The organism is Enteractinococcus coprophilus, assembly GCF_006716305.1.
Lineage (GTDB): Bacteria > Actinomycetota > Actinomycetes > Actinomycetales > Micrococcaceae > Yaniella > Yaniella coprophila.
The window spans coordinates 663,677-688,379 of record NZ_VFOU01000001.1 but is presented as its reverse complement, the minus strand read 5'-3'; the positions used below and the strand labels follow the sequence as shown (position 1 = coordinate 688,379).

Annotated in this window: 26 protein-coding genes and 1 riboswitch; of the genes, 13 read left to right on the top strand and 13 right to left on the bottom strand. The window is 58.5% G+C overall.

Going from position 1 to position 24,703, the window contains the following annotated elements:
• Nucleotides 1-15: 15 nt before the first annotated feature.
• From FB556_RS03190 to FB556_RS03180, 3 genes are all read right to left on the bottom strand, one after another.
• A complete protein-coding gene (locus FB556_RS03190) occupies nt 16-1,347 on the bottom strand; it encodes an acyl-CoA dehydrogenase family protein (protein WP_141864666.1) in 1,332 nt (443 codons plus the stop codon).
• Nucleotides 1,348-1,425: 78 nt separating this feature from the next.
• Nucleotides 1,426-1,538: riboswitch (SAM riboswitch) on the bottom strand.
• A 285-nt stretch (nt 1,539-1,823) separates the two neighbouring features.
• A complete protein-coding gene (locus FB556_RS03185; protein ID WP_141864664.1) occupies nt 1,824-2,975 on the bottom strand; it encodes a hypothetical protein in 1,152 nt (383 codons plus the stop codon).
• Between the two features lie 22 nt (nt 2,976-2,997).
• A complete protein-coding gene (locus FB556_RS03180; protein ID WP_141864662.1) occupies nt 2,998-4,431 on the bottom strand; it encodes a cbb3-type cytochrome c oxidase subunit I in 1,434 nt (477 codons plus the stop codon).
• A gap of 124 nt (nt 4,432-4,555) precedes the next feature.
• Here FB556_RS03180 and FB556_RS03175 point away from each other — a divergent pair, with 124 nt between their 5' ends.
• Complete coding sequence (locus tag FB556_RS03175; protein ID WP_246057177.1) at nt 4,556-4,987, top strand: DUF1801 domain-containing protein; 432 nt, start codon at nt 4,556-4,558, stop codon at nt 4,985-4,987.
• An 85-nt stretch (nt 4,988-5,072) separates the two neighbouring features.
• Here FB556_RS03175 and FB556_RS03170 read toward each other — a convergent pair whose 3' ends face one another.
• A complete protein-coding gene (locus FB556_RS03170; protein WP_141864660.1) occupies nt 5,073-6,434 on the bottom strand; it encodes an MFS transporter in 1,362 nt (453 codons plus the stop codon).
• A gap of 208 nt (nt 6,435-6,642) precedes the next feature.
• On the opposite strand from FB556_RS03170, the gene FB556_RS03165 reads away from it, so the two are divergent.
• The gene (locus FB556_RS03165; RefSeq protein ID WP_141864658.1) at nt 6,643-8,898 is read left to right on the top strand and encodes a carbon starvation CstA family protein; all 2,256 of its coding nucleotides are present in this window, start codon (nt 6,643-6,645) and stop codon (nt 8,896-8,898) included.
• Nucleotides 8,895-9,110, top strand: coding sequence for a YbdD/YjiX family protein (locus FB556_RS03160; RefSeq protein WP_141864655.1), 216 nt, complete (start codon nt 8,895-8,897; stop codon nt 9,108-9,110). The genes FB556_RS03165 and FB556_RS03160 overlap by 4 nt, the downstream gene beginning before the upstream one ends.
• A 234-nt stretch (nt 9,111-9,344) precedes the next feature.
• Here the strand turns inward: FB556_RS03160 and FB556_RS13790 are convergent, their stop codons facing one another.
• Nucleotides 9,345-9,512 carry a putative quinol monooxygenase gene (locus FB556_RS13790; protein WP_342774650.1) on the bottom strand — a complete coding sequence of 56 codons (168 nt, stop codon included), beginning with the start codon at nt 9,510-9,512 and terminating at the stop codon, nt 9,345-9,347.
• 105 nt (nt 9,513-9,617) lie between these two features.
• A complete protein-coding gene (locus FB556_RS03150) occupies nt 9,618-10,205 on the bottom strand; it encodes a helix-turn-helix domain-containing protein (protein WP_141864653.1) in 588 nt (195 codons plus the stop codon).
• An 86-nt stretch (nt 10,206-10,291) separates the two neighbouring features.
• Between FB556_RS03150 and FB556_RS03145 the strand changes: the two genes are divergently transcribed.
• Nucleotides 10,292-11,257: an NAD(P)/FAD-dependent oxidoreductase gene (locus FB556_RS03145; RefSeq protein ID WP_141864651.1), complete on the top strand. Its 966-nt coding sequence runs from the start codon at nt 10,292-10,294 to the stop codon at nt 11,255-11,257.
• Nucleotides 11,254-11,898: a class I SAM-dependent methyltransferase gene (locus FB556_RS03140; RefSeq protein ID WP_141864649.1), complete on the top strand. Its 645-nt coding sequence runs from the start codon at nt 11,254-11,256 to the stop codon at nt 11,896-11,898. Before FB556_RS03145 ends, FB556_RS03140 begins: the two co-directional genes overlap by 4 nt.
• 55 nt (nt 11,899-11,953) lie before the next feature.
• On the opposite strand, the gene FB556_RS03135 is transcribed toward FB556_RS03140, so the two are convergent.
• Entirely contained in the window at nt 11,954-13,039 is a 1,086-nt protein-coding gene (locus FB556_RS03135; RefSeq protein WP_141865314.1) for an inositol-3-phosphate synthase, read from the bottom strand.
• A 125-nt stretch (nt 13,040-13,164) separates the two neighbouring features.
• Between FB556_RS03135 and FB556_RS03130 the strand changes: the two genes are divergently transcribed.
• Together FB556_RS03130 and FB556_RS03125 are read left to right on the top strand one after the other, a co-directional pair.
• The gene (locus FB556_RS03130) at nt 13,165-14,631 is read left to right on the top strand and encodes a glycosyltransferase family 87 protein (protein ID WP_141864648.1); all 1,467 of its coding nucleotides are present in this window, start codon (nt 13,165-13,167) and stop codon (nt 14,629-14,631) included.
• Between the two features lie 5 nt (nt 14,632-14,636).
• Nucleotides 14,637-15,890 carry a M18 family aminopeptidase gene (locus FB556_RS03125; RefSeq protein WP_141864646.1) on the top strand — a complete coding sequence of 418 codons (1,254 nt, stop codon included), beginning with the start codon at nt 14,637-14,639 and terminating at the stop codon, nt 15,888-15,890.
• On the opposite strand, the gene FB556_RS13850 is transcribed toward FB556_RS03125, so the two are convergent.
• Nucleotides 15,802-16,068: a hypothetical protein gene (locus tag FB556_RS13850; RefSeq protein WP_379985056.1), complete on the bottom strand. Its 267-nt coding sequence runs from the start codon at nt 16,066-16,068 to the stop codon at nt 15,802-15,804. The genes FB556_RS03125 and FB556_RS13850 overlap by 89 nt on opposite strands.
• 160 nt (nt 16,069-16,228) lie before the next feature.
• Between FB556_RS13850 and FB556_RS03120 the strand changes: the two genes are divergently transcribed.
• A complete protein-coding gene (locus FB556_RS03120) occupies nt 16,229-16,477 on the top strand; it encodes a type II toxin-antitoxin system Phd/YefM family antitoxin (protein WP_141864644.1) in 249 nt (82 codons plus the stop codon).
• A gap of 238 nt (nt 16,478-16,715) precedes the next feature.
• On the opposite strand, the gene FB556_RS03115 is transcribed toward FB556_RS03120, so the two are convergent.
• Nucleotides 16,716-17,303, bottom strand: coding sequence for an NAD(P)-dependent oxidoreductase (locus FB556_RS03115; protein ID WP_141864643.1), 588 nt, complete (start codon nt 17,301-17,303; stop codon nt 16,716-16,718).
• A gap of 425 nt (nt 17,304-17,728) precedes the next feature.
• Here FB556_RS03115 and phoH2 point away from each other — a divergent pair, with 425 nt between their 5' ends.
• Entirely contained in the window at nt 17,729-19,066 is a 1,338-nt protein-coding gene (phoH2, locus tag FB556_RS03110; RefSeq protein ID WP_246057210.1) for an RNA 5'-3' helicase PhoH2, read from the top strand.
• Here phoH2 and FB556_RS03105 read toward each other — a convergent pair.
• The 4 genes from FB556_RS03105 to FB556_RS03090 form a co-directional block, all read right to left on the bottom strand.
• On the bottom strand, nt 19,063-19,323 hold the full coding sequence (locus tag FB556_RS03105) for a hypothetical protein (protein WP_246057176.1): 261 nt from the start codon (nt 19,321-19,323) through the stop codon (nt 19,063-19,065). The genes phoH2 and FB556_RS03105 overlap by 4 nt on opposite strands.
• 69 nt (nt 19,324-19,392) lie before the next feature.
• Entirely contained in the window at nt 19,393-20,004 is a 612-nt protein-coding gene (locus FB556_RS03100; RefSeq protein WP_141864638.1) for a hypothetical protein, read from the bottom strand.
• Nucleotides 20,005-20,472 carry a hypothetical protein gene (locus FB556_RS03095; protein WP_141864636.1) on the bottom strand — a complete coding sequence of 156 codons (468 nt, stop codon included), beginning with the start codon at nt 20,470-20,472 and terminating at the stop codon, nt 20,005-20,007.
• A gap of 118 nt (nt 20,473-20,590) precedes the next feature.
• Complete coding sequence (locus FB556_RS03090; protein WP_141864634.1) at nt 20,591-22,675, bottom strand: alpha/beta hydrolase; 2,085 nt, start codon at nt 22,673-22,675, stop codon at nt 20,591-20,593.
• A gap of 280 nt (nt 22,676-22,955) precedes the next feature.
• On the opposite strand from FB556_RS03090, the gene rpsF reads away from it, so the two are divergent.
• From rpsF to rplI, 4 genes are all read left to right on the top strand, one after another.
• Complete coding sequence (gene rpsF / locus FB556_RS03085) at nt 22,956-23,258, top strand: 30S ribosomal protein S6 (RefSeq protein WP_141864632.1); 303 nt, start codon at nt 22,956-22,958, stop codon at nt 23,256-23,258.
• Nucleotides 23,259-23,301: 43 nt separating this feature from the next.
• On the top strand, nt 23,302-23,868 hold the full coding sequence (locus FB556_RS03080; protein WP_141864630.1) for a single-stranded DNA-binding protein: 567 nt from the start codon (nt 23,302-23,304) through the stop codon (nt 23,866-23,868).
• A 76-nt stretch (nt 23,869-23,944) separates the two neighbouring features.
• A complete protein-coding gene (gene rpsR / locus FB556_RS03075; RefSeq protein ID WP_043055447.1) occupies nt 23,945-24,181 on the top strand; it encodes a 30S ribosomal protein S18 in 237 nt (78 codons plus the stop codon).
• A gap of 19 nt (nt 24,182-24,200) precedes the next feature.
• Nucleotides 24,201-24,665: a 50S ribosomal protein L9 gene (gene rplI / locus FB556_RS03070; protein ID WP_141864628.1), complete on the top strand. Its 465-nt coding sequence runs from the start codon at nt 24,201-24,203 to the stop codon at nt 24,663-24,665.
• The last annotated feature ends 38 nt before the right edge of the window (nt 24,666-24,703 follow it).

Genomic DNA, 24,703 nt, shown 5'->3' with positions numbered 1-24,703 from the left:
TACACTCTGTGGGCACTAACTATTGGACGTCGACACGTCTTGAGATTCCTGCTGCGGCTCCGAGTTACGTGCAGTGGAGTGATGCGGTGGGATCACCCCGTTGATCCGGTAGTTTCCAACTGCCTGTGTGCGATAAATAAGCGGCGTATGGCTGGCAATAGTCCGCGCATTGAGCCAGTGCTGATGAAGCTGTTTGGGGGCAAGTGTTGCCGAGGCACCCCCGGCTTCAAAGATCTGATTTGTTGCATTCAGAATGAGCTCGGAGACCACCACGCTGGCTTCGGATAGCGCGATATTCGCTTTTGTGTGAGCAGCTAAAAACACTGGGTCTTCCAGATCGGTATGTCCCTGGACTTCCAAGTAGGACTGCTCGGCAACCGCTGCCGCGCCGCGTACGATGTGCCGAGCTGCAGACACGTTGGCAGAGACTTTGCCAATGACTTCGTGAACCAGTGGATCTTCGGCGGGGGCCTCTGCTGTCGCATGGTTGTAGGTCCGTCGTCGGGCAGCAACATATTCGCTGATATCTTTGAGCGCTGCTTGACCGATACCGGTTTGGGTCGCAATGAGTGCGATCCATAAAATGGTGTACGAAAGCACTCCGGTGGGCACATCGAACTCTTGCACCCGGTCTTGCAATACCGGGACCTCATCGAGGAGTGTTGTGCCCGATGCGGTCAGCCGCTGCCCAAAACCATTCCAATCATCGATCCGTTTGACGCCAGCATGCTCTGCGTCGATGATCGCAAACAACGGTCCTTCATCTTCCCTGCCTGCTCGTGACGCTGAAATCAGCAGGTAGTCGGCGAAGATCGCCCCGGTTGAATAAAACTTGTCACCAGTCAAGTGAGCAATCACGCCGTCGACGGATGGCGTTTCGGTATCGACCCAATGCACTGGGCGCTTCCCGGCTGAGGGTGGCAGTTCCACGAGCGCATTGCCAAAGATCTTGCCATTAGCGACTTCAGCCAGCCACCACGACGACACCGGTCCCTGGGACTGGTTTTGGTGCTGTTCGGTAAACATAAAGTGCCCGTGCAGCGCCTGCGGTAAGTTCGAATCCGCTTGCCCAAGGTCCACTAACAGCTCGGCCAATTGCGGCAGACTGGCACCAATCCCGCCGTGTTCCCGAGCCAAGCGGACTCTTGTGAAACCCGAGGTCCGAAGCTTTTCAAACGCATCGAACGCCAATTCATGATCTTGTTCGCGTTGTTTGGCGCCGGCCGCGATCGCTTCGAAAACGGGTGCGAAGTGTTCGCGGAGTTGCTGATCGGTTGGAGAAGTATCTTCGGTAGCCTTGTGGAGCTGTTCGAAGGTCGGTGGGGCTGCAAGTGCAGATGTCGTCATAAGTTCTTACTCATTTCGGAAAGTTCATGGCACTTCCGCACACGACTGCTCGCCCTTGCAGGGGAGCTTCAGTGAGAGGCACCATACTTGCCCAGGATTTTTCGCTGGACCGAATCATCACCTAGAGCACCCCACTACGGTGAGAGGGTTGCTGTCCGGGTAGCTAGGGCTGTGCACCGGATCTCAAGATTCTGTAAAGCACTATAGCTCTCCCTGTGACCTGGCTCAACTGTGGCAAGGAAAACGAGGGGTTTGAGCGTCATGAATGTTCATCGAGTTCAATACTCTCAAGAGTAGAAAGAACGAGCTGAAGTATGGAATCGATTTCGTCGAAGCTCAGTTGCTATGGCGCGATGTGAACTATCTAGAGATACCAGCTCGTACGCAGGGCGAACCGCATCACGCGTCAGGCGCTCATCACAGTCTGGATTGCGAACCGACTCGAGCGGCCAAAAGGTTCCACTGCCTAAAGCACATCACATCGTTTCGGTCTCGCTGAAGAATGCATCGAACTGATAATCCAGCAGTAACTGCGCCAGGAAGCCAGCGGTTGGTAAATCGGGAACCCAGTTGAAAATCACCCAGGCCGCATTATCCACGGACTGGCGCATAGCCCGTTCGTACAGCATGACCGTTGCAGGATCCTCGCTCCTGGCCTCTTCGACAATCTGCCGGGTTTGGAAAATATCGGCAGAAATCGTGCCGATGATCCCGCGTTCTTGAATTTTTTCGACTCGGCCGACTAAATCTTCGATGTACATGTGCCGGTGCTCTTCCGAGTCCACTTCCGGATGCGGATCCAGGCACTGCGACGCCCAGGCAACACCCATGGTCGCTTCCAGCCGTGCCCGAACCACGGCAGGATCATCCCATGGTGCAGGGGCAGCTCCTTCTTGCAGAGCGCGGGTCATCATCGTCAGTTCGTAAATCATCTGTTGGGCGGCACCCTGCAGGGTGGAGACGTCATGCTGCACTAGCTCGGTGGGACGGTAGGCGAATCCGTCGTCCTGAACCGGTTCATCGGCATCCATGGGGCGCATATCGAGTTCATGTACCACCGCCATTTGCAGGACTTGTTGTGGCAACCGGAAGATCGGGCTGGCACCTTCTTCCAGCGTTTCGGGGCGCAGCTCCTGCCCGAGCTCCGCACCCACCGCCGGCAGGATGCGGTCCACGAGGCGGGCGTAGTTGCCGGACATAAAGTGCGCCAGCAGTTTGCGGTTGGCAACCGTTGGGGCGCCGTAGTTCAGGACGATATGAGTACCAAGTCGGCACACGTCGTCAACATACTGACGGGACAAATAGGTCGTATCGGCAGTGCGACCGCCCATGTTGTAATCGCGCTGATATTGATACACCGCACCGGTCAACAGCACCTGCAACCAGCCATAGACGCCACACCGAGTGATCAATAGCTGATGGGCTTCAATCAGCTGACCAAATTGCGGCTTTAACGTCAGATTCCTCGGCAGGCCCACCCATTTGGCGAAGTCTGTCATATTGGTAGGACCGTAGAGTTCGAAACTGCGGTCCTGCAATTTCTGTGCCGACGACGCCAAAGATTTCAAGCCCGACAATTGTCGGTGGCGCGCCAGGATGTTCTCGGTGTCAATCTGATATTCGGTCACGGCGCCATAGTACAACAGGCGGCTAGTGCACCAGAGCGTTGGCACCCTGTGTGCTGTGGGCGACAGTTACTGACTGGGACGCCTCAAGTCCCGGTGCGCTCGGATCGAAGCTGAATCCCAGTGCCGCGCCGAGTGCCACGGTGACGACGGCGCCGACCACCTGGCGCTTGGACAGCTTTGGATGGATCACGGCTGGATCGGCGGGTTTGCGCGGCGGAACGCCACCGGGCGGGATGCCTTGGATTGCCATCTCAGCCGCGAGCTGGCGTTTGGTACGGAGCATGGCAAGAATGCCGAGCAGAATGCACACCAGAGTCAGGGCGAGCGCCAAGATGGCGATGATCGCGACAAACGTGCGCACTAGTGGCGGCACGGGGAGCAAACACACGATCAGGGCAATGTTGACGGTGAACACCCTCCAGGTGCCCAGCCGGTTAAGTTCGCGCATACCGGCCCTCAGGGGCCGCGGTCCCCCACCGATGACGACCGGTACCAGATAGCTCAGCGCGCCCAAGAGCATCTGCAAAGCGAAGCCGACCAGGAACATGACAGTCAGCACGCCGTAGCTGACGGGCAACACCTGCCAGCCGTCGAAGAGCATCTTGACGGCAAGCGTGACGAGTGCGACCGGTAACCACAGCAGGGCCGCGGATGCCGAAAACGTCGGGAAGGAATGCGGGGCTCTGCCGCGTGCCGCCTGCAGCATCGGGCGATACGTGATCAACGTGCCTGTCAGATAGACCCCGACGCCTACGACTCCCAGCCAAGTGAGATCCACCAGCGGACTGATCATGATTGTCATCAAGCCAACAGCCAGCACCGGAAGGGCACGGATCGAGGTGCGCTCGGCGTCGTCGGCCATTTTGGTCCGGAGCATGGTGGGCCACAGGGTGATCAATGTGCCAAAAATCGATAAGCCTACCCATCCCAGCAGGTTGACCATGGTGTGGGCGACCAACAGTTTGCCATGCCAGTCTCCGGGCAGCCCGCGAGCCAGCAGGACGCCGAAGAGCGCGCCGATGGGCACGAATGCCGCGGCCACGAGGTAATACCGGATGCTGATGCGAAATCTTCCAGGCAGGGCGATCCGAAGCCTGTGCAGAAGGGTTGCCGCATGCCAGATAATCACCCCGGAGATGATCACGGCCCCTAGAATGGTCAGCCACCCTTGCAGGCTCGGCACGCCGATAACGACGGCGAGGATCCCGACCTGCAACAGGGTCAAGCGAATGTTCTGGATGCTGCGGGGGTCGACGTCCTTGGTTTTGAGCAAGGCGTTGGCAAAGTACACGCTCCACACCATGATCGAATGCGTGAAACCGCCTAGAGCAATCAGGTGCACGACCAGCCATCGCGAGGAGCCGAAGACGGGGCTGAGTAACGCGATGAGTATTGCAGCCGCAAGCCACAGTATGACGGGGATGTCCCGCATAAACCACGCACCACGCGTATTCATTGCCGCCCCTTCATCACCGGGATACCACCTACTGTAGATGCATCAGCATCGGACTGTCAGCGGTCTTCCACAGCCGGGGTGCCGGCGGTAACCTAAAGGCAGCGAATGCCCAGTAAGGAGAATCGTGGCGAAGACAACGAATAAGATGCAACCCACGGATGTGGATCCGCATGAATTTATAGCCCAAGTTGAAAGTCCTACGCGCCGCGCGGATGCTGAGCGCATGGTCGAGATGATGCGGGAGGTTACCGGTGAAGAACCAGTCATGTGGGGTCCCAGTATTGTCGGGTTTGGGACTTATCACTACGTGTACGAATCAGGGCGCGAAGGCGATGCTCCAGCGGCCGGGTTTAGCCCACGCAAAGCCAACCTGGTGGTGTATCTGATGAATAATTTCACCGAAGCACACCCCGAAAAGCTGGCGGCACTTGGACCGCATAAGTCCAGCAAAGCGTGCCTGTATCTGACGAAACTGGACAACGTTGATGAAGACATTTTGCGATTTCTCATCAAAGATTCCTTCGACATGATCAAAGAAATGTACCCGGATACCTAACGGCGCTTGCAAGAACCACAACATAGACCGCCTATCGATCTGATAGGCGGTCTTTGTGAACCTGTCAGGAGGAGTTGCTGAGCGGTTAGTTTTCTTGGGTTTCCAGGTCGAAGTCTTTGGACTCACGGGTCAGGATGATCGCAATGCCCGAGACGACGGCTAAACCCATCAGGTACATCATGACCGGGGTAACCGAGGTGCCACCAGTGGAGGCATATAGTGTTGCCAGAATGGTCGGCGTGAAGCCAGCGCCCAGTAGTGTTGCGAACTGGTAGCCCAGGGAGGCGCCAGTGTAGCGGGAACCGGTGCCGAATTGTTCCGAGATGAATGCCGCCAGCGGACCGAAGATGACGGCGTGCAGTGCTAGGGCAATGGTGAACGCAGTGAAGATGAGCCACCAGTTATTGGATTCCATCATCTTGAAGAAGCCCGGCAGGTAGGCGGTAAAGATGACCAGTCCGGTGAGCATGACCGGACGACGGCCGAGGCGGTCGGAAATGTGAGCGAAGAACACCACGAAGAAGACTGAGAAGACTGAAGCCAAGGCAAATGCGTACAACACGGAGGAGCGCTCCGCGCCGTATTCGGTTGCATAACCAACCGAGAAGGTCGATAGCAGAACCTGTAGAGCGAAACCGGAGGCACCTGCCAGCATGGTGAGAATCAGTGCGCGAGGACGACGCAAGACCTCCACGATCGGTAGCTTTTTCTTTTCCTGTGTTTTGTTGTGTTTTTCCTTCTCCAGAGCAGCGAGGAAAATGGGTGATTCAGAAATACGGGAGCGCACGATCATGCCGATGATGAGCAGGATAAACGACAACAAGAAGGGGATACGCCAGCCCCAGGATATAAAATCTTCCTGCGGTAGGACCGCTGCGGTAGTACCGAGGATGAAGGTTCCCAGGGCGGCACCGGTTGGGGCACCGGCGTTCGTGAAAGAGGCAGCGAAGCCGCGGCGGCCTTTCTCGGAGTGCTCGAGTGCCATCAGGGCTGCGCCGCCCCATTCGCCACCGACGGCAATACCCTGACACATGCGCAGGCCGATCAAGATGATGGCACCCCAGGAGCCGATGGTTGCCGAGCCGGGCACCAGTCCGATCAACGTCGAGGCAATGCCCATGATGAACATCGACAGCACGAGCATTTTCTTGCGGCCCAGTTTGTCACCGAAGTGCCCGAAGATTGCCCCGCCCAGGGGGCGAGCAAGATAGCCGGCGGCAAATGTTCCGTAAGAGGCGATAGTGCCGGCCAGCGGATCGAGGTTGGCAAAGAAGACGGTTGGGAAGACTAATGCTGATGCGGAGGCATAGAGCAAAAAGTCGTAGAACTCGATGGACGAGCCCAGGTAGCTGGACAGGATCACCCGGCGCGACTCTTTGCGCTTTTGTGCCGGAGTCAGGTGTGCAACGGTTGGAGTAGTTGCTGCACTTGTCGATGAAACGCTCATGACAAATTCTCCTCGCTTGTGGTTTAGGTCACCCCTAAGCCAATACGGTATAGGTGAAATTGTCAAACGTTGGTAAAGCGTTTTATTTAAAATAATATCTGTTCTGAGGTGAGGGACGTGACACCCTTGGCGATGATGCACGGCATACGAATCGTTTAGTGCTCGGTTAGAATTATGTTCGGCATCACAAGCTAAAAGGAGAAATTCCATGTCGAAGAGGGTTTCTACTGAGAACGTAGATCAGTCTCAATTGCCTCCGGTGGCACTCACGGAGGAAGAGCACGCAAAAGATCACAAGATGAGCCCGCTGAAAATCGCAATGTGGGTTGCGATTGCACTGCTTGGTGGCATGGCGTGGGTCATGTTGGCCATCGTGCGCGGCGAAACAGTCAATGCGATCTGGTTCGTCTTTGCCGCATTGGCAACGTATCTGATCGGATATCGGTTCTATTCGAAAGTCATTGAGCGCTACATCACCAAACCGGATGACCGTCGCGCCACCCCTGCTGAAATCCGCTCGGACGGCAAAGACTACGTCCCAACGGACCGACGCGTCTTATTCGGCCACCACTTCGCAGCTATTGCCGGAGCCGGGCCGCTTGTTGGTCCGGTCTTAGCCGCACAAATGGGCTACCTCCCGGGCACCATCTGGATCATTGTCGGTGTGGTGCTGGCCGGGGCCGTCCAGGACTACCTGGTCTTGTTCTTCTCGATGCGCCGCGGCGGCCGCACGATCGGTCAGATGGCCCGCGACGAGCTGGGCAAGATCGGTGGCACCGCAGCCATCATCGCAGCACTGTTGATCATGATCATTATCGTGGCCATCCTCGCGCTCGTCGTCGTCAATGCGTTAGGCGAAAGCCCCTGGGGTGTCTTCTCGGTTGCCATGACCATCCCGATCGCAATCTTCATGGGCCTCTACCTGCGCTACCTGCGCCCGGGCCGTATCACCGAAATCTCGATTATCGGCTTTGTGCTGCTCATGGCCGCAATCATCGCCGGTGGCTGGGTTGCTGGCACCGACTTGGGCGCTCAACTGTTCACGCTGGAACGCACCACGATCGCCTGGGGCATTATCATTTACGGTTTTGTCGCAGCCGTGCTCCCGGTCTGGCTGCTGCTGGCCCCCCGTGACTACCTGTCGACCTTCATGAAGATCGGCGTCATCGTCATGTTGGCCGGCGCCATCGTGCTGGTTCGTCCCGAGATCTCCTTCCCTGCGTTCAGTGAATTTGCTGGCGGCCAAGAAGGCCCGGTCTTCTCTGGACCGTTGTTCCCATTCCTGTTTGTCACGATCGCCTGCGGCGCGCTGTCTGGATTCCACGCGCTGATCGCCTCGGGGACCACCCCGAAAATGGTTGAAAAAGAACGCCAAACCCGCTTCATCGGCTACGGCGGCATGATCATGGAATCCTTCGTGGCCATCATGGCGCTGGTCGCTGCGATCTCGATCGACCGCGGAATCTACTTCGCGATGAACTCCTCGGCCGCCGCAACCGGTGGCACCGTCGAAGGGGCCGTGGCCTTCGTCTCCTCGCTCGGATTGGTCGGTGTTGAACTGACGCCGGAGATGTTGACGACGGCGGCCCAAAACGTCGGCGAGGAGTCCATCATTTCCCGTACCGGTGGCGCGCCAACCCTGGCGTTAGGAATCGCCCAGATCATGTCAGCCTTCGGCGGCACCGCAATGATGGGCTTCTGGTACCACTTTGCGATCATGTTCGAAGCACTGTTCATCCTCACCGCAGTCGATGCCGGAACCCGCGTGGCCCGCTTCATGCTCCAAGATGCGATCGGCAACGTCGTCCCGAAATTCCGTGAAGTCACCTGGCTACCCGGAGTGTGGATGACGACGGCGATCATGGTCGCCGGTTGGGGTGCGATCCTGATCATGGGGGTCACTGATCCGCTGGGCGGGATTAACACGCTGTTCCCACTATTCGGTATTGCCAACCAGCTGCTGGCTGCAATAGCTTTGGCCGTGGTCCTGGCGATCGTCGCCAAGCGCGGCATCTTTGGTTGGTTGTGGATCGTCATCCTGCCGTTAGCATTTGTTGCAGTGGTCACCGTGACCGCCTCGCTGTATAAGATCTTCTCGCCGATTCCCGCGGTGGGTTACTGGGCCAACCATTTCGCCTTCAAAGATGCGCTGGCCGCTGGCGAAACCAGCTTCGGAACTGCCGAGGGGGCCGAAGCCATGGAGGCCGTAGTTCGCAACACCTTGATCCAGGGCACGCTGTCGATCATCTTCGTGGTCTTGGCGCTGATCGTATTGGTCATGTCGGTGATCGTCACGATCAAGGCCTTCCGCAACGGCGGCGGCCCCGATATGGAAGATGCACCCGTGCCATCGCGTCGCTTTGCACCAGCCGGATTCATCACCACCCCGTCGGAGAAGGCGCTGGAGAAGCAGTGGGAAGACGTCCCGGAGGTGCTCAAACCAACTGAGGCTGGGCAGTCATGAGTGCGAGTATCGCAACGCTCTGGTCGCACTTCCTCCGCGGGGTCAAAGCTGTGCGCTGGTGGGTCACCAATGTGATGGGTGACCGCTCCTATGATGTCTACGTCGCCCACCAGCGCCGTCACCACCCGCACGAGAAGATCCTGAGTGAAAAGGATTTCTGGCGAGCAAAATACGCAGACCAGGACGCTAACCCCGGCGCTCGCTGCTGTTAGCTCGTAGCCATACGAAACACAAAGGATCGCCACCGAAGCTATTCGGCGGCGATCCTTTGGCTTTGTCAGGAAGTGAAGTGTTGGGTGGCTCTAGCGCGGCATATTGCGCAGTGGGGACCCGGCAATAGTGAAATCGTGGCTGTCGAATTGGCCGGTGAGCAGGTGCACGACCTCATCAATGGCGGCTTTCACGCTGGGTAATTGCAGCGACTCCTGGTGCGCTTCGGCGGACTCCTACAGTTCCATCGCATAGACGGTGTCGGGTTCACCGTCCCTGGTGCCCACCTCATAGAGCAGGCAGCCCGCACCCACGAGATCAGGATTCAATCGCGTTAAAATTTCTACCACGGCATCGCGTTTACCGGGTTGGGTTTGAAAGGAGCCAACATGCGCATAAGTCATGCCGTCAGTTTATCGAGATGCCGCGTTCAAGAATAGGGTGCAGCGGCAGCCGGGTAACTGCTGGGGGACTCGAAGTTGAGGTCTCGCGGTTGCTGACGTGAGAGCTCAGAGTTGCTCGGCTTGTGTGCGAAGGTGGGCGCGCTGGCCGTGCCGTCCAAAGAGGCTGAGGTACTCGACAGGCCCTGTCCTAGTGGCGCCGAACCAGTGCGGGGTGCGAGTATCAAACTCCACGGCCTCACCGGGTTGGAGTAGCAGATCCTGGTCACCCAGGATGAGGCGTAGGGTCCCATCGAGAACATAAGCCCAGTCATATCCCTGGTGTGAACGCAGTTCGATGGCGTCCTCGTCGCTGCTGGCGGGCAGGACAAATCTATAGGCCTGAATGCCACCTGGTCGTCGCGTGAGCGGAATGACGACCGAGCCGTCAGGAGAAGCTAGCGGACGTAAGTCAATGCGGGGGTTGGCTGTGCGTGGTGCATCGACCAAATAATCAATGGTGACCCCGTAGTAACGCGCTAGCGGTAAGAGTTGTTCCAATGATGGCCGGCGCAGACCGGCCTCCAGCCGTGACAGCGTGCTGGTGGAAATCCCCGTCTCGGCGGCAAGCGTCGTCAAAGTGACATCACGGCGAAGTCGCAGGTGCTTGAGGCGAGGTCCGATCGCATCAAGAGTTTCGGCGGCAGTTTCATTCATAACGCTATTTTGCCATTCGGCAAGATCATTTGCCAACTCGAGAGAAGTCGGTCATTCTGGTATCGAAATAACTTCAGGAGAGTGACATGAAGGCTACCGAACAGGTTGACCAGTTTTATGAAGTCGCGATTATTGGTGGTGGCGCCGCCGGGCTGAGTGCCGCGCTCACCCTAGCGCGTGCCCGTCGAGATGTCGTGGTCGTTGATGCGGGGACGCCACGCAACGCTCCGGCGGCCGCGGCACACGGACTCATCGGCTTAGAAGGCATCAACCCATTAGAACTACTGCAGCGCGCTCGCCGGGAGGCGAGCTCATATGGTGCACACATCGTGAACGCCAATGTCACGGGTGCGTCGAAGACTGGCGACGGGCGCTTTGCCGTTCGGCTCGATGACGGGTCAACGATACAGGCCGGACAGCTGCTGCTGGCCACTGGCGTGGTCGATGAGCTGCCAGAAATTCCGGGGCTAGACCAGCAATGGGGTCGCGGCGTGGTGCACTGCCCGTATTGCCACGGGTGGGAGATCCGCGATCAGCGCATCGGGATGCTGGCTACCGGTCCCATGGCCGTGATGAAAACACTCTTATTCCGTCAATGGAGCCCGCAAGTGTTGTTTCTTTCCAACGGCATTGAGTTCTCGGCTGCAGAACTCGCGAAATTGACTGACGCGGGCATCACCATCGTGCCGGGTGAAGTGTCTCGTCTGGCGATCACCGATGATCGATTGACAGGGGTCATGCTGGACGACGGCACCATGGTAGAGCTGGATGCACTGGCTGTTTCAACATGGGCTACGGCCCGCTTGGACGGGCTGGACGAGCTAGGTGTTGACACGACCGAAAATGCCGCCGGGATCTCCGTAGTTGCCGATGCCACGGGCCACACTTCGGTGCCCGGAGTGTGGGCCGCAGGCAATGTGGTCAACTCCGGGATGCAAGTCAGCGAAGCCGCAGCCAACGGTGGCCGCGTGGCGATGATGATCAACACAGAAATGATCTTCGGTCCTATCGATCCGGCCAGCATGGCACATAGTTCGGAGAAAAGCGCATGACACACCAATTTGATAAGCACTATTGGGAAGACCACTGGGCCCCAGAGACGGCTCGGGAGGCTCGCAGTATGCCTGTGAATCCCTACCTTGCCGCAGAGACATCGACTCTTAGGGTGGGAACCGCGCTCGACGCCGGTTGTGGAACCGGGACCGAAGCCCGCTGGTTGGCTGAGCAAGGTTGGCACGTGACCGGTGCTGACATTTCTGCACAGGCGCTGGCCACACCCGCCGAGCACACTGCAGCTGCGGGTTTCGGGGATCAGGTTGAGTGGATTGAAACGGATCTGGCGCGCTGGGAACCGGGACGCACCTGGGATCTCGTGGTGACCAACTACGCCCATCCCGAGACCGGCCAGCTGACGTTTTATCAGCGCATTGCGTCCTGGGTGGCCCCAGGTGGCACGATCTTCATTGTGGGGCACCGTCACGGAAGCAGCCACAGCCACAATCACGAGCACGGCGGTTCACATCCGGAAGGCGCGACGGCAACGCTTGCCGACATCACCAGGCTCTTCCCGACACCGCAATGGGGCATCGACACCAGCTATGAGAACACGCGCACTGTGCACACCGGTCACCGGTCTAGACGCTTAGACGATGTGATTTTTCGCGCCCACCGCCGAAACGGCGATGCGATATAGCGTGGTGTCAGCCTAGCGTCCGGTCCGAGTCCTCACAGACCACGGTGCGAAGACTCTAGCGTTCGATGTCTCCGCGGATGAAAGCTTCCACGAGTTCGTGGGCCTGTTCATCGTGGTGCTGGATCGGGGGCGACTTCATGAAGTAGCTGGATGCCGACAGGATGGGGCCACCAACCTTACGATCCAGCGCAATCTTTGCCGCACGGATCGCATCGATGATCACCCCGGCCGAGTTCGGGGCATCCCAAACCTCAAGCTTATATTCCAGGGAGACGGGAGCATCGCCGAAGTTTCGACCCTCGAGACGCACGAAAGCCCACTTACGGTCATCGAGCCAGGACACATAGTCGGATGGGCCAATGTGGACGTCGTCGTCGGACAGCTCCGCTTTCAGGTTCGAGGTGACGGCCTGGGTCTTGGAGATCTTCTTGGATTCCAGACGGTCGCGTTCCAACATGTTCTTAAAGTCCATGTTGCCGCCGACATTGAGCTGGTAGGTCCGATCCACGGTCACACCGCGCGATTCGAACAGGGCAGCCAGCGCACGGTGGGTAATGGTGGCACCGATCTGGGATTTGATGTCGTCCCCGATGATGGGCACACCGGCGTCGGTAAATTTCTGCGCCCAGCATTCATCCGAGGCGATAAAGACCGGCAGCGCGTTGACGAAGGCCACGCCGGCGTCGATTGCGGCCTGCGCATAGAATTTGGCGGCCTGTTCGGAGCCGACCGGCAGGTAGCACACGAGTACATCGACGTTGTCGTCTTTGAGCTGTTGGACAACATCGACGGGTTCAGCGTCGGATTCTTCAATGGTTTCGCGGTAGTACTTGCCCAACCCATCTAGGGTTGGACCGCGCAGTACCTTGACGCCAGTTTCTGGGACGTCAGTGAGCTTGATGGTGTTATTTTCGGACGCGCGCATCGCTTCGGCAATGTCGAGGCCAACTTTTGTGGCATCGACGTCGAAGGCGGTCACAAATTCCAGATCGGAGACGTGGTAGTCGCCGAACTGGACGTGCATCAGGCCGGGTACGGTATCGGTGGTCGAAGCGTCTTTGTAGTATTCAACGCCTTCGATCAGTGAGGTTGCGCAGTTGCCCAGACCGGCGATTGCCACGCGAACTTTTTGGTTGGACAGCACGTAACTCCTTGGTCATGAAAAGTTTAAAGAAATGCAAAGGACTTTTCGTATTGTACGACAGCAAAAGTACCCGACTGCGTTCGTGATGCGTCACAACCGTCAATATCGGTAGACTTCTGCTCATGGCGAGTACAGATGAGGACCTCACGGCGGTTGACCCGAGACCGGAAACACCGTCCACTGCGGACACTCGCCTGGCACCGCGCGGAAAATTTACGCTGCCGGGACGCATCCGCACGTTTTTTGCACCCGGCCACCTGTTGATCATGTTGACGGTCGCCGCGGCTCTGGTGGCGGCCGTATTAAAATCCCCGTGCCGAGTCCGCGGGTGGGGTGCGCCCGAAGTGTATCTCGGCGGATGCTACTCCGACTGGACCGGGCTATGGACCTCACGCGGCTTTGCTGAAGATCCCTGGGCGCCATTCCGGGCCGATAGCGCATTTGAATACCCCATCCTGATCGCCGTGATCGCCTCGCTATTGGCCTGGGTGGCCCACGGGCTGACCCGAGTGTCCGAGACCCTGGGCGTGGACGTCGGAGCGAATCTGGTGTTCTATGACCTGAACTTCCTGGCGGTGGTCGCCCTGTGGATCGTCACCGTGTTATTGGTCGCCAAGCTCGCCGGCATCCGCTACTGGGATGCCACGATGGTCGCCGTAGCCCCCGGCATTATTTTTGCCGGGTTTATTAATTGGGACATGTGGGCCGTGGTGTTCATGGTGGCCGCGATGTGGGCGTTCGCCAAGCACCGCTATGCGTGGACCGGCGTGCTGATCGGCCTGGGTACCGCCGTGAAACTCTTCCCGCTGTTGCTATTTGGCGCGATCATCGTGCTGACCATCCGCACGGCACGCTACTATCCGCTGCTGGTCACCGCCGGCTCCGCCGCCGTCGCCTGGTTGCTAGTCAACTTGCCGATGATGCTGCTCAACCCCGACGCATGGGCCGTGTTCTACAAGTTTTCCTCCGACCGCCCGCCCGGTTGGTCCTCGATCTGGCACGCCTACGCCACCGCAACCGACGCCACAATCCCCGGCGACCTGCTCTCCAGCCTGGCGTTCTGGTCATTTCTCGCGCTGTGCGTGATCATCGCGGTCGTCGGGCTGACCACCAAACACCGGCCGCGCCTGGCCCAACTGATGTTCCTGATCATCGCGGCATTCATCCTGGTCAATAAAGTCTACTCGCCGCAATTCGTGCTGTGGATCATCCCGCTGTTGGTGCTGGCGCTGCCTAATTGGCGGGATTTTTTGATTTTCTCGGTTATTGAACTGCTGCACTTCTGGGCGATCTGGGCCTACCTGGCCGGGCCAACCTCCGAGTACGACGTCCAACACCAACTCGATGAAAAGCTCTACCTGCTGGCCGTGGCCGGCCACGTCGTCGTGCTGATCTATCTGATGCTGCGCGTCGTGATGGACATGTACGAACCCAATCACGATCCGGTGCGCACCACGTTGCGTCTCGCTAACTCTGAACTGCTGCCCGACGACGACCCCGGGGGCGCCGAATTCGACGGCGCCCCCGATAAGTTCGTGTTGCGCAAACGCAGCAAACGTCCCGATCTTGTGAGTCCCGGCCTAGACTGAAGGCCATGACGCAGTATCTTGATGACCTTGCCGCATTCATCCACGCCTCCCCATCGCCCTACCATGTCACCGCCCAGGTAGTCGCCCGCGCAGCGGAGGCCGGTTTCACTGTTCTCGACGACATCCCAGGAGAGCTGCCCAGCGCCCCCGGTGGCTACGTGTTGGTTCGCGACGGCGCGGTCATTGCCTGGCGCATTCCAGACAATCTGCCAGAGCACCCGACGTTTCGCATCGTTGGTGCCCACACCGATTCCCCGACCTTCCGCGTCAAACCCCTGCCGAATAACACCTCGGACGGGTACAACCGGGTCGGCGTCGAAATCTATGGCGGCGTGCTGGTCAACTCCTGGCTGGACCGTGACCTGGGCTTTGCCGGACGCCTCATCACCGACGACGGCGCACACCTGGTCCGCACTCCCGCGATGGCACGGATCCCGCAGCTGGCCATTCACTTAGACCGCAGCGTCAATGACGGCCTGAAACTCGACCGCCAGCAGCACCTGGTGCCGATTGTCGGAGCCGGTGACGACGTCGATATTGTCGCCGCGATCGCCAAGCATGCTGAGGTTGATCCTGCAGCGATTCAAGGCTTTGATCTGGTGCTCACCGACACCCAGGAACCGGCCACGATCGGCGTCGACGAGGAATTCTTCGCCGCCCCGCGCCTGGACAACCTCGTCTCGGTCCACGCTGGCCTGCGCGCGCTCCTAGACGCCGAGTCCGAGCACATCACCGTGCTGGCAGCTTTTGACCACGAAGAAGTCGGCTCCGAAACCCGGACCGGCGCCGGCGGTCCGATGCTTGAAGAAATGCTGACCCTGATCATGGCCAGCCAGAACATCCCGGCCCACCTGCACCGTTCGATCATCGCGCACTCGAAACTGCTTTCGGCCGACGGCGGGCACCTGGTCCACCCGAATTATGCCGACCGCCACGACCCACAACACCACCCGCTACCGAATAAGGGACCAATCCTGAAGGTCAACGCGACCCAGCGTTACCTGTCGGATGGACGCGGTGCCGCTCAGTTCAACCGTTGGTCAGCACAGGCCGGTATTCCCCACCAGGTCTTCGTTTCGAAAAACACTCAGCCCTCGGGCTCCACGATCGGTCCGATCTCGGCCACCCGCCTGGGGATCGAGACTATCGACGCCGGCATCGGGCTGTTATCTATGCACTCGGTGCGCGAGATGTGTGGCGCCAACGATCCTGAGTACCTGGCCAAACTGGCCGGGGCGTTTTATGCGGACCAGCAGTAGCGAATTGCATTCTTTGTGGGGAAAGAGGTGGTTCTCGCAGGATCGATACATCATGCGGTCGGGTGAGCCCAGGGGTTATGGCAATCAATCCCAAGAGACTTGAAATATTTCGTGTTGCACGGGCTTCCGCTTCAACGGACCGATGATGGCGTTCTGCTAGCGCACGTAAGGCAGCCATAGTTCCGGTGGGCGTAGCGGGAATTCCGAGGAGCCGCCCAGTTCAACCGTTGCACTGAGCTGGCCGGAGCGTGCTACCGGACCCTGCGCTAAGAGAACCACTTCGCTGCCCTCGGGCCGTCCTTCTTGTGTGCAACTTGTACAAGAAGGACAATTTGTTTATGACTTCCGTGACGCTATCGCAATTTCGCAATAATCAGAGTGATTACATCGCCGCTGCACAACGAGAGCCGGTAGAAATTACGTCTCGCGGAGCGACTCGGCGGGCTGTGCTCGTCTCCCCGGACTTTTTCGACCGTGCGCTCGAAGCACTTGAGGACCAAGCTGATATCAGGGCTGCTGCTGAAGCTCGCAAAGAACCGGGAGAAACTATCTCTCATGAGGAACTGATCGCCGAACTCGGGCTCTGACGAATAGCGGACTATGACATACCAGATCCGCTACCGACCGAGGGCCGCAAAAGCTTTACGAAAACTGGACAAAAGTGTGGCACGCCGCCTCGATACTGAGCTAGCCGTTTTAGTACTACGCGTTGCTCACCGCCGCGAAGTCTATCGCTAAAAGTCTCGCGGACTCATCCTTATATGCGAGGGGAACCTGTGCCGAGCAATGCTGCTCCAGCGCAGGTTCCCCTTTCGCGAAAAACAGTTAATGCGCCACGGTAAACCGAGTGCCGGTGTGCTCAGGGTTCTCTGCCTCATCAATCAGGGCAACCGCGAAGTCCTCCGCCGTGATGAAGCGCCCGGCTGGTTGATCCTTGGCCACCTCGTATTCGCCGGTGCGCTCGCCGGGTGCGATTTCTGGGGCTGGCGCCAGCATGGTCCAGTTCAGGTCGGTTGCCTGTTCATAGAGGTTATAGATCTCGACGAACGCCTGCGACTCGGCTTTATAGGCTTCCGGGAAGTCGTGGGCATCGACCAACAGGGTCCTGTCCTCGGCCTGTAGAGCACCCGCGCCGCCGACCACCAGGATACGACCCGTCGGTGCGGCTTCGATCAGCGCCTTATGGTTGGCGACGTCGTCGTCATACGATCCCGTGCGACCTGAGACTACGGCAATGATCGTCAGATCGATTTCCGGGTGATCGATCACCTCCACGACCTGTGCGGTATCCGAAAAATCCAGCGGGTTCTCGCCGTGGCGCGAATAGCCGGTGACCTGGTGCCCGCGACTTTCCGCCTCGGCGACCGCGCGCGAGCCGACCATCCCGGTGTTCCCTAATACTGCGATGTGCATGGCATCCTCCATAAGGCTGGTTTCATTGCAGCTGATTACGGTAACGATATCCTGCGGTTGAGCCGCACGCTATCAACTGTTTATCAAAACGTAACCCGGCTTTTGCTCTCCGAATCTTCCCGTTGTCCGTGTGCCTGCGTAGATTGAGAAGTGTCAGAACACTGACCGGAAGGCCCAAGGTTTATGCCAAGCGACAGCAGGGGCCGGTACGGTTCCTGGCTGCCTCTCAGGCGCAGGGCCGACCGTGACCACCACCCGCGAATCGATATGAGGACGGGCAACAACCCGCACCAAAACTTTTGGATGCTGTCGCTGGATTCGACTTGGGGAAGAGTCCCGAATCTCTCCGCAGCACTGTTTTGTAGCGGGCCTGTCGCCGTCTTCGGTCTGGAGTAACTGTGGCCGCCCTCAATACACCAACTGGCATCCCTGAAGACGAACTCGACGCCGCCGTCGCATCGGCCGTGGCACAGAAGTCTTATGTCATCGACACTTCCGTGCTGCTCTCGGACCCCAAAGCGGTCCTGCGGTTCGCCGAGCATGAAGTGATCATCCCGATCGTCGTCATCACCGAGCTGGAAAAGAAGCGCCACGATTCAGAACTGGGCTACTACGCCCGCTCCGCGCTGCGCCTGCTCGACGATCTGCGCGTCCGCCACGGTTCACTCAATAAACCGATTCCTCTCAACGACGACGGCGGCCACCTGCTGGTCGAATTGAACCACATCACCGAAACCGTCCTGCCTGCAGGCTTCCGCCAGGGCGACAATGACTCGCGCATCCTGGCAGTGGCCAAGAACTTCGCGGATGAAGGCCGCGCGGTCACCGTGGTGTCCAAAGACCTGCCGATGCGAGTCAAAGCCGCGGCCATGGGCCTGGACGCCGATGAGTACCGCAACGAGTGGGTTACCGACTCAGGGTGGACCGGCCTAGCCGAGGTCGAGGCCACCGAGGCTCAGGTCTCGGAGCTCTATCACGGCGACCATATCGAACTGGACGACACCAACGACCTCCCCACCAACACCGGGCTGGTCATCACCTCCGGCAAGGGCTCGGCACTGGGGCGGGTCAAGATTGATGGGACCTCGCAGAAATACGTCGAAGTGGTCCGCGGAGATCGAACGGTCTTCGGCGTCCACGGCCGGTCCGCCGAACAACGCCTGGCCATCGACATGCTGTTAGACCGCGACATCGGGATCGTCTCGATGGGCGGCCGCGCCGGCACCGGTAAATCCGCGCTGGCCCTGTGCGCCGGCCTGGAAACCGTGCTGGAACGCCGCGAACACAAAAAGATTATCGTCTTCAGGCCGCTCTTCGCCGTCGGTGGCCAGGAACTCGGCTACCTACCCGGGACTGAAGAAGAAAAAATGAACCCCTGGGCCCAGGCCGTTTTTGACACCCTGGGCGCACTGGTCAGTGAGAATGCGCTCAAAGAGGTCATGGCCCGCGGCCTGCTCGAGGTCCTGCCGCTGACCCACATCCGCGGCCGCAGCCTCCACGACGCCTGGGTCATCGTCGACGAAGCCCAGTCCCTCGAAAAGAACGTGCTGCTGACCGTGATGTCGCGCATGGGGCAGAATTCGAAAATTGTCCTGACTCACGACGTCGCCCAGCGCGATAACCTGCGGGTCGGTCGCCACGACGGCGTTGGTGCCGTCGTCGAAATCCTCAAGGGCAACCCACTGTTTGGCCACGTGACGCTCACCCGCTCCGAACGCAGCCGGATCGCAGCCCTGGTGACCGAACTCCTCGAGGAGCCCTAACCCGAAACCTTCATCATGCCCGTCGTGGCAGCCCGAGCCGGGCGTGTACTCCATACGATGCGTGCACGACCGGCTCGGACTCGGGTTCGGGTAGGCCCGCCCAGCGTAACGGTGCCGTGAGATTTCCGACGGCGCTCGCGGCATATAATTCCCAGGGCTCGTGATACACCGGTGTCCCCCACATGATCCCAGCGCGCTGGTGAAATGCCGTCCACCGGGGGCAACCGCACATAACGATCCGGAATACGTCCGCTCATCGCTGGCTCCTTGAGCGTGCTGATGTATACGTTCTGCGTTCCAGCCTAGAATGCAGAGGCCGGACTCAGCTACTCATTTTTGTAGACGTCGTCGATATTCTCCTCAGGCACGTACTCATCGCCGGGGAACCGCTCCCCCTGCTTGCGGCGCTCATCGAAGGCACGCCGGAGTTCAATAGCGTCTCCGGGAGCACAGTGGGAGATGGCGCCCACCCGGTAGGATTCTTCGGCGGCATCTGGGGTGAAGCTTGCGCGTTGCACCGGTCCCCCGGTGGCATACACAACCGGGAAACCGCCGTGATCGACCACGCGAGTGTCCATGCCAAGTGATTCCCAATATTCGACGATACGCTGGGCATCAGCTTCGTGAGCCGTCCCGCGATCGGCCCAGAGGCTGAACTTATACGCCGCGCCTTCATCCCCGTTGTCGAGGGTGCAGCTCTCGGGCTTGGCTGCACCATGATTGGCTCCCCAGCCGTCGACGTCGAGGTGTTCGGTGGTGTCGATCACTAGATCGACCACGACGTCGCGGTGGTCAACGGCATCCATGACCGACTGTTGGTCAGTCGAAGTGGTGCACGCCGTCGTCATGAGCAGCATCGTCAGCATTCCGGCGCCGCGACCCAAGCGGGACAGGGGTTGCTTTTGTGTTGTGGCGGAGGCATAGCTGGCAGTGATCACTTATCCGCCGCTGATGTTTTCTTCGGGAAGGTACTCATCGCCTGGGAACTGCTCGCCATTGTTGCGACGCTCGATGTATTCCATCTTCAAATCTCCAGCATTGCCCGGAGCACAGTAGGCAACCGCCCCCACCCGGTAGGTCTCGCCGGCCGCATCGGTGGTAAAGCTGGCCCGTTCGACCGGACCGCTGGTTGCATACACGGTGGGATACCCGCCGTGATCCACCACGCGGGCCTCCATGCCCAACGATTCCCAGTACTTCATTACACGCTTCGCGTCCGCCTCGTGTTCGGTTCCCCGGTCTGCTGACAAATCGAAATGATACGCCGCCCCTTTTTCCCCGTCCTGGCCGGTGCACCCTTGCGCGCTGGCCACACCGTGACGAGCTTCCCACCCCTCGACGTCGAGTTGTTCAGTAGTATTGATGACGAAGTTCACCACGGCATCGCGCTGTTCAATAACATCCATGACGGGCTCCTGGTTCGAAGTTGCTGTGCAGCCTGTAGAGAGAAATATCGCGGAGATAAGACAGCTCACCGCTATCACCAGACGGCGCTTGCGTGGCTGACTTTTCGGTGACGAGTTTTTACGGGGCATATGGTGCTCCTGGACCAAGCAATGACCGCTGAAACATCGTAGGTCCCTTCTCAACGTGGTCGCTCATTTCTTCCGGTTCGCCTCGCAGAATGTAGCCGATATTGCGAAGGGATTCGGAATGCCGCTCATAATAGCCGGTGGCGTCGTCGTCGCGCGCACTGTGGGTGGCGACCGGATCTCCCACCCCTTCTGCCTCAGAGTCGGTCCCGAAGGTCATTGCTTCAAAATCATCATCCATGGGGTTGACGCCGTGACCAGAACTGAAATCGCGTCCCATCCAAGCCCACTGATCACCCCCGTCGCTATCAATGTACGGGTAGACATCTCTGGCGTGCCCGGCGTAGACCGTGTCGGCGTTCAGCTCTTCGGCATTGCGAATGTGATCTGGTAGTCCTGCAGAGCCCACCAGTATCAGGTTGTCAACGGCAATATCAGGTTGCGAGATGGCAAAAGCTGCCGTCGTCGTCCCATATGAATGCGCCATAACGTTTACTTGGGGATTCTCCGGGCCTCGGACGGCGTCCAACCCCCGAAGCGCCTTGGCCAAGTTATCTCCTCCGGCTTCGGCCATGTCATTGTGTAAAACACCCAACGAGCCTGGTGGAGAAACTGGGGCCCCATAGCCTATCCAAGCTACAGTTGCAGCGTCGCCTCCGGCATGAACTTCATCGTGAATGTTCTGGGTGGAGTCCGTCCAGCTTTCCATAGTTTTTGTACTGCTGTTCATACCTGCAACCGAGTACGTGACATTCGTAGCGGTGTCTAGATCACCGATGGAGATGGCAGCGAGTGGCGGTTGATCATTGGTCAATGAGATGAGCTGTCGTGGCGCCTGACCATCCTCAGCCTGAATCGAGCGATTGATTTGCTCGAATATTTCTAATTGTGCGTTCAGCTCTCGCTCTTCGGCGAAGATTGGCAGAAGCACAGACTGCGGACGAGTCGGAGAGTGACCAGCATTCTGTAGAGCTTCTCGCCGCTCGGAGGCCAGGGAGCTCAGATGTGAGTTCAGTTCCCGGATGTTTCGTTTGAGGACTTGTCGATTGGCTTGATCGCGGATGGTATAGGGAATCCCCTCGAGATTGCCGAAGATTTCCGGCAGTGTTTCCCACAGGGTAGTTTGTTGATCGGAAGAATGCGTGTCGGCTAGCCTGTTCCACCAACTATTGATTGTGCCAGGGTCCATCAGGTGCAACTGGTTGGATAAAGCCGGTGAGCTATTCATGAGCTTTGCCAGTTGCTCACGATCAGATGTAGCCAGGGTACGAAGCAGCTGGGTGTTACTCATCGCGGTGGCGTGAAGTGCTGGCGCTAGCGCATCCAGAACCTCATTGGTGAGTACACCGGTGCCAGCCACTTCAAACGCATCGGCGATTTTGCTGATCCAATGAGCCTCCAGCCTGCCATGTTCGAGGTACTGGGCAAGTGCGTCGAACAGTGTGAACGTCTCGATGATGACCCACGAACAGTCGTTGCGAAAACTGGACCAGGCCGTCCTGAGAGCTTCTAGTTCTTCTTCGACGATCCCATTGCAACGTTCGGCGATCGCCACGAAACTGCGTAGGTTTAATGGGGATCCGGAGCTTACGGCGTCACCGCTACCCGAGCTGATGCGGTCTCGGTCCCGAACCGCCACATCCGCCTGGATCGTGGGAAGCTTGGTGGGAGTCTGCGATGGCCGCGATATCATGAGCCCGCCGTATTGTGGATCCGTGAACGGCGTCCACCAGGAGGGGTCAGAATCTGCATCCCCTTGCCACGCGGCGTAGCGCTGCTCCCAGTCGGCCACAGCGGCTAAACGTTCCTCTTCGGCTCGGGCATCTTCTTGTGCATATTCGACTTGTCGCGCAACGTTCGACAGGTGAAAGCACACATCGGAGCGGTCACGTTGTTCATTTGCCGCGTTGTTACTGAACAGCCTCGAGTACGCGCCTTGGAATTCATCCATCGCGGTGTTTACCGCGTCAGACCATTCCATGCTTTGACGATGAACGCGCTCATCGGCGGTTTCTAGCGCGGTGATGAGAGCCTTCGCAGTGGAGTGGTCAAAGGCTATGATCCCACCAGCATGCACCCTTAATTACCTTGTCAACCCAACTCAAAACAGTCCCATTCCACCCATAGAGCAAGGCGTCGTCAAGCCCCAGGGACCCAAAAGTTGAAAGTTCACTCAGCGGTAACTCGGGGTCGTCGTTGAGCATGCCCGGTATCGACGCACGCGAGTTTAGTTTTGACCGGGCGTCCGCTATAATGGCGAGGTTGCTGTCTTGACTCCAGATGGGTCGAGACGCTTGCACTAAGAACCTCCTGTTACGGAAATCCCGTGACCACCAGTCCAGAGGAGGTGGGTTCGCATGCGTGCATATGAACTAATGGTGATGCTCGATCCAGAACTAGACGAGCGTACCGTTGAACCAACTTTGCGTAAATACCTTGACACTGTAATCAAGGATGGCGGAACCGTTGACGAACTCGATGTATGGGGTCGTCGTCGCCTAGCTTACGAAATCCAGAAGAAAAACGAGGCTATCTACGCCGTCGTTAGCTTGAACGCTACTCCTGAGCAGGCTCAGGAACTGGATCGTCAGCTCGGTTTGAACGAATCCGTGATGCGCACCAAGATCATCCGTCCGGAAGATCAGAAAATTACCCTCTAAGTTTTAGTTCCACGACCCCCTGCTACTGCATTAGGAGCGCTTCATGGCCGGAGAACCATATATCACTGTGGTGGGCAACCTAGCGGGAGATCCAGAACTGCGGTTTACCGCATCGGGTCACGCTGTTGCTAACTTTACGATTGCTCAAACCCCTCGAAACTTTAATCGCGAATCCAACCAATGGGTAGACGATGAAACCCTGTGGGTGCGTGCTTCCGTATGGCGTGAAGCGGCCGAGAATGTAGCAGAAACGCTGACCAAGGGTATGCGCGTTATTGCGCACGGTCGGCTGAAGGCTCGGTCATTCGAGACCAAAGATGGTCAACAACGGACCAACTGGGAACTCGAAGTCGACGAGATTGGCCCATCGCTGCGCTGGTCTACCGCGCAGGTCAACCGTGCACCACGTTCCGGTGGTGGCGGCGGATTCGGTGGCGGTGGCGGCCAGCAGCAAGGCGGCTCCGGTGGAAACTGGGGTGGCGGCGCACCAGCCGGAGGCGGTTGGGGTGCACCAGGTGGCGGTCAGTCTGCACCGAGCAACGACCCGTGGGGTGGCGGAGGATCTGCCGGATCCTGGGATCAGGGCAACGACTCTCCACCACCGTTCTAAAACTGAAAAATCATTATTTAATGACCATCCCGCTTTTTTAGCGGGCTCCAGGTTATAGCTAAAAAGGAGCACCAAGATGGCTAAGGCAGAAGTTCGTAAGCCGAAACCAAAACCGAATCCGCTGAAAACAGCGGAAATCGAATACGTCGACTACAAAGACGTTGCGTTGCTACGCAAGTTCATCTCCGATCGCGGCAAGATTCGTGCACGCCGCGTAACCGGTGTCACCGTCCAACAGCAGCGTAAAATTGCGCAGGCCATTAAAAATGCCCGCGAAATGGCGCTGCTACCGTACTCCGGTTCCGGCCGCTAAACGCTGAGGGAGAGAAATCATGGCAAATCAAAAAGTCATTTTGACCCAGGAGATCCCGAACCTCGGTTCGGCCGGTGACGTCGTCGAAGTACGCAACGGTTACGCTCGCAACTACCTGATCCCACGCGGCGAAGCCGTCCGTTGGACCCGTGGTGCAGAGCAAGAAGTTGAAACCCTGCGCGAAGCAACCGCTGCCCGTTCGGCACGCACCCTGGAAGCCGCTCAGGCCCAGGCTGCACAACTGGCAGAAGCACCAATCCAGATTCAGATGCAGGCCGGTGACACCGGACGCCTCTTCGGTTCCGTCACCACCGCTTCCATCGCTGATGCAATCAAGGCAGCCGGTAAGGGCGACGTCGACCGTCGTTCGATCATCGGCGCCGGTGACATCCGCGCACTGGGTACCTACCCAATTCAGGTTCGTCTACACGAAGACGTCCTAGCTGAAGCACGCGTGTCTGTCGTACCAGCACCGAAGAAATAACCTTCTTCACGCTCATCCGGGGCGGATCCTCTCTATGA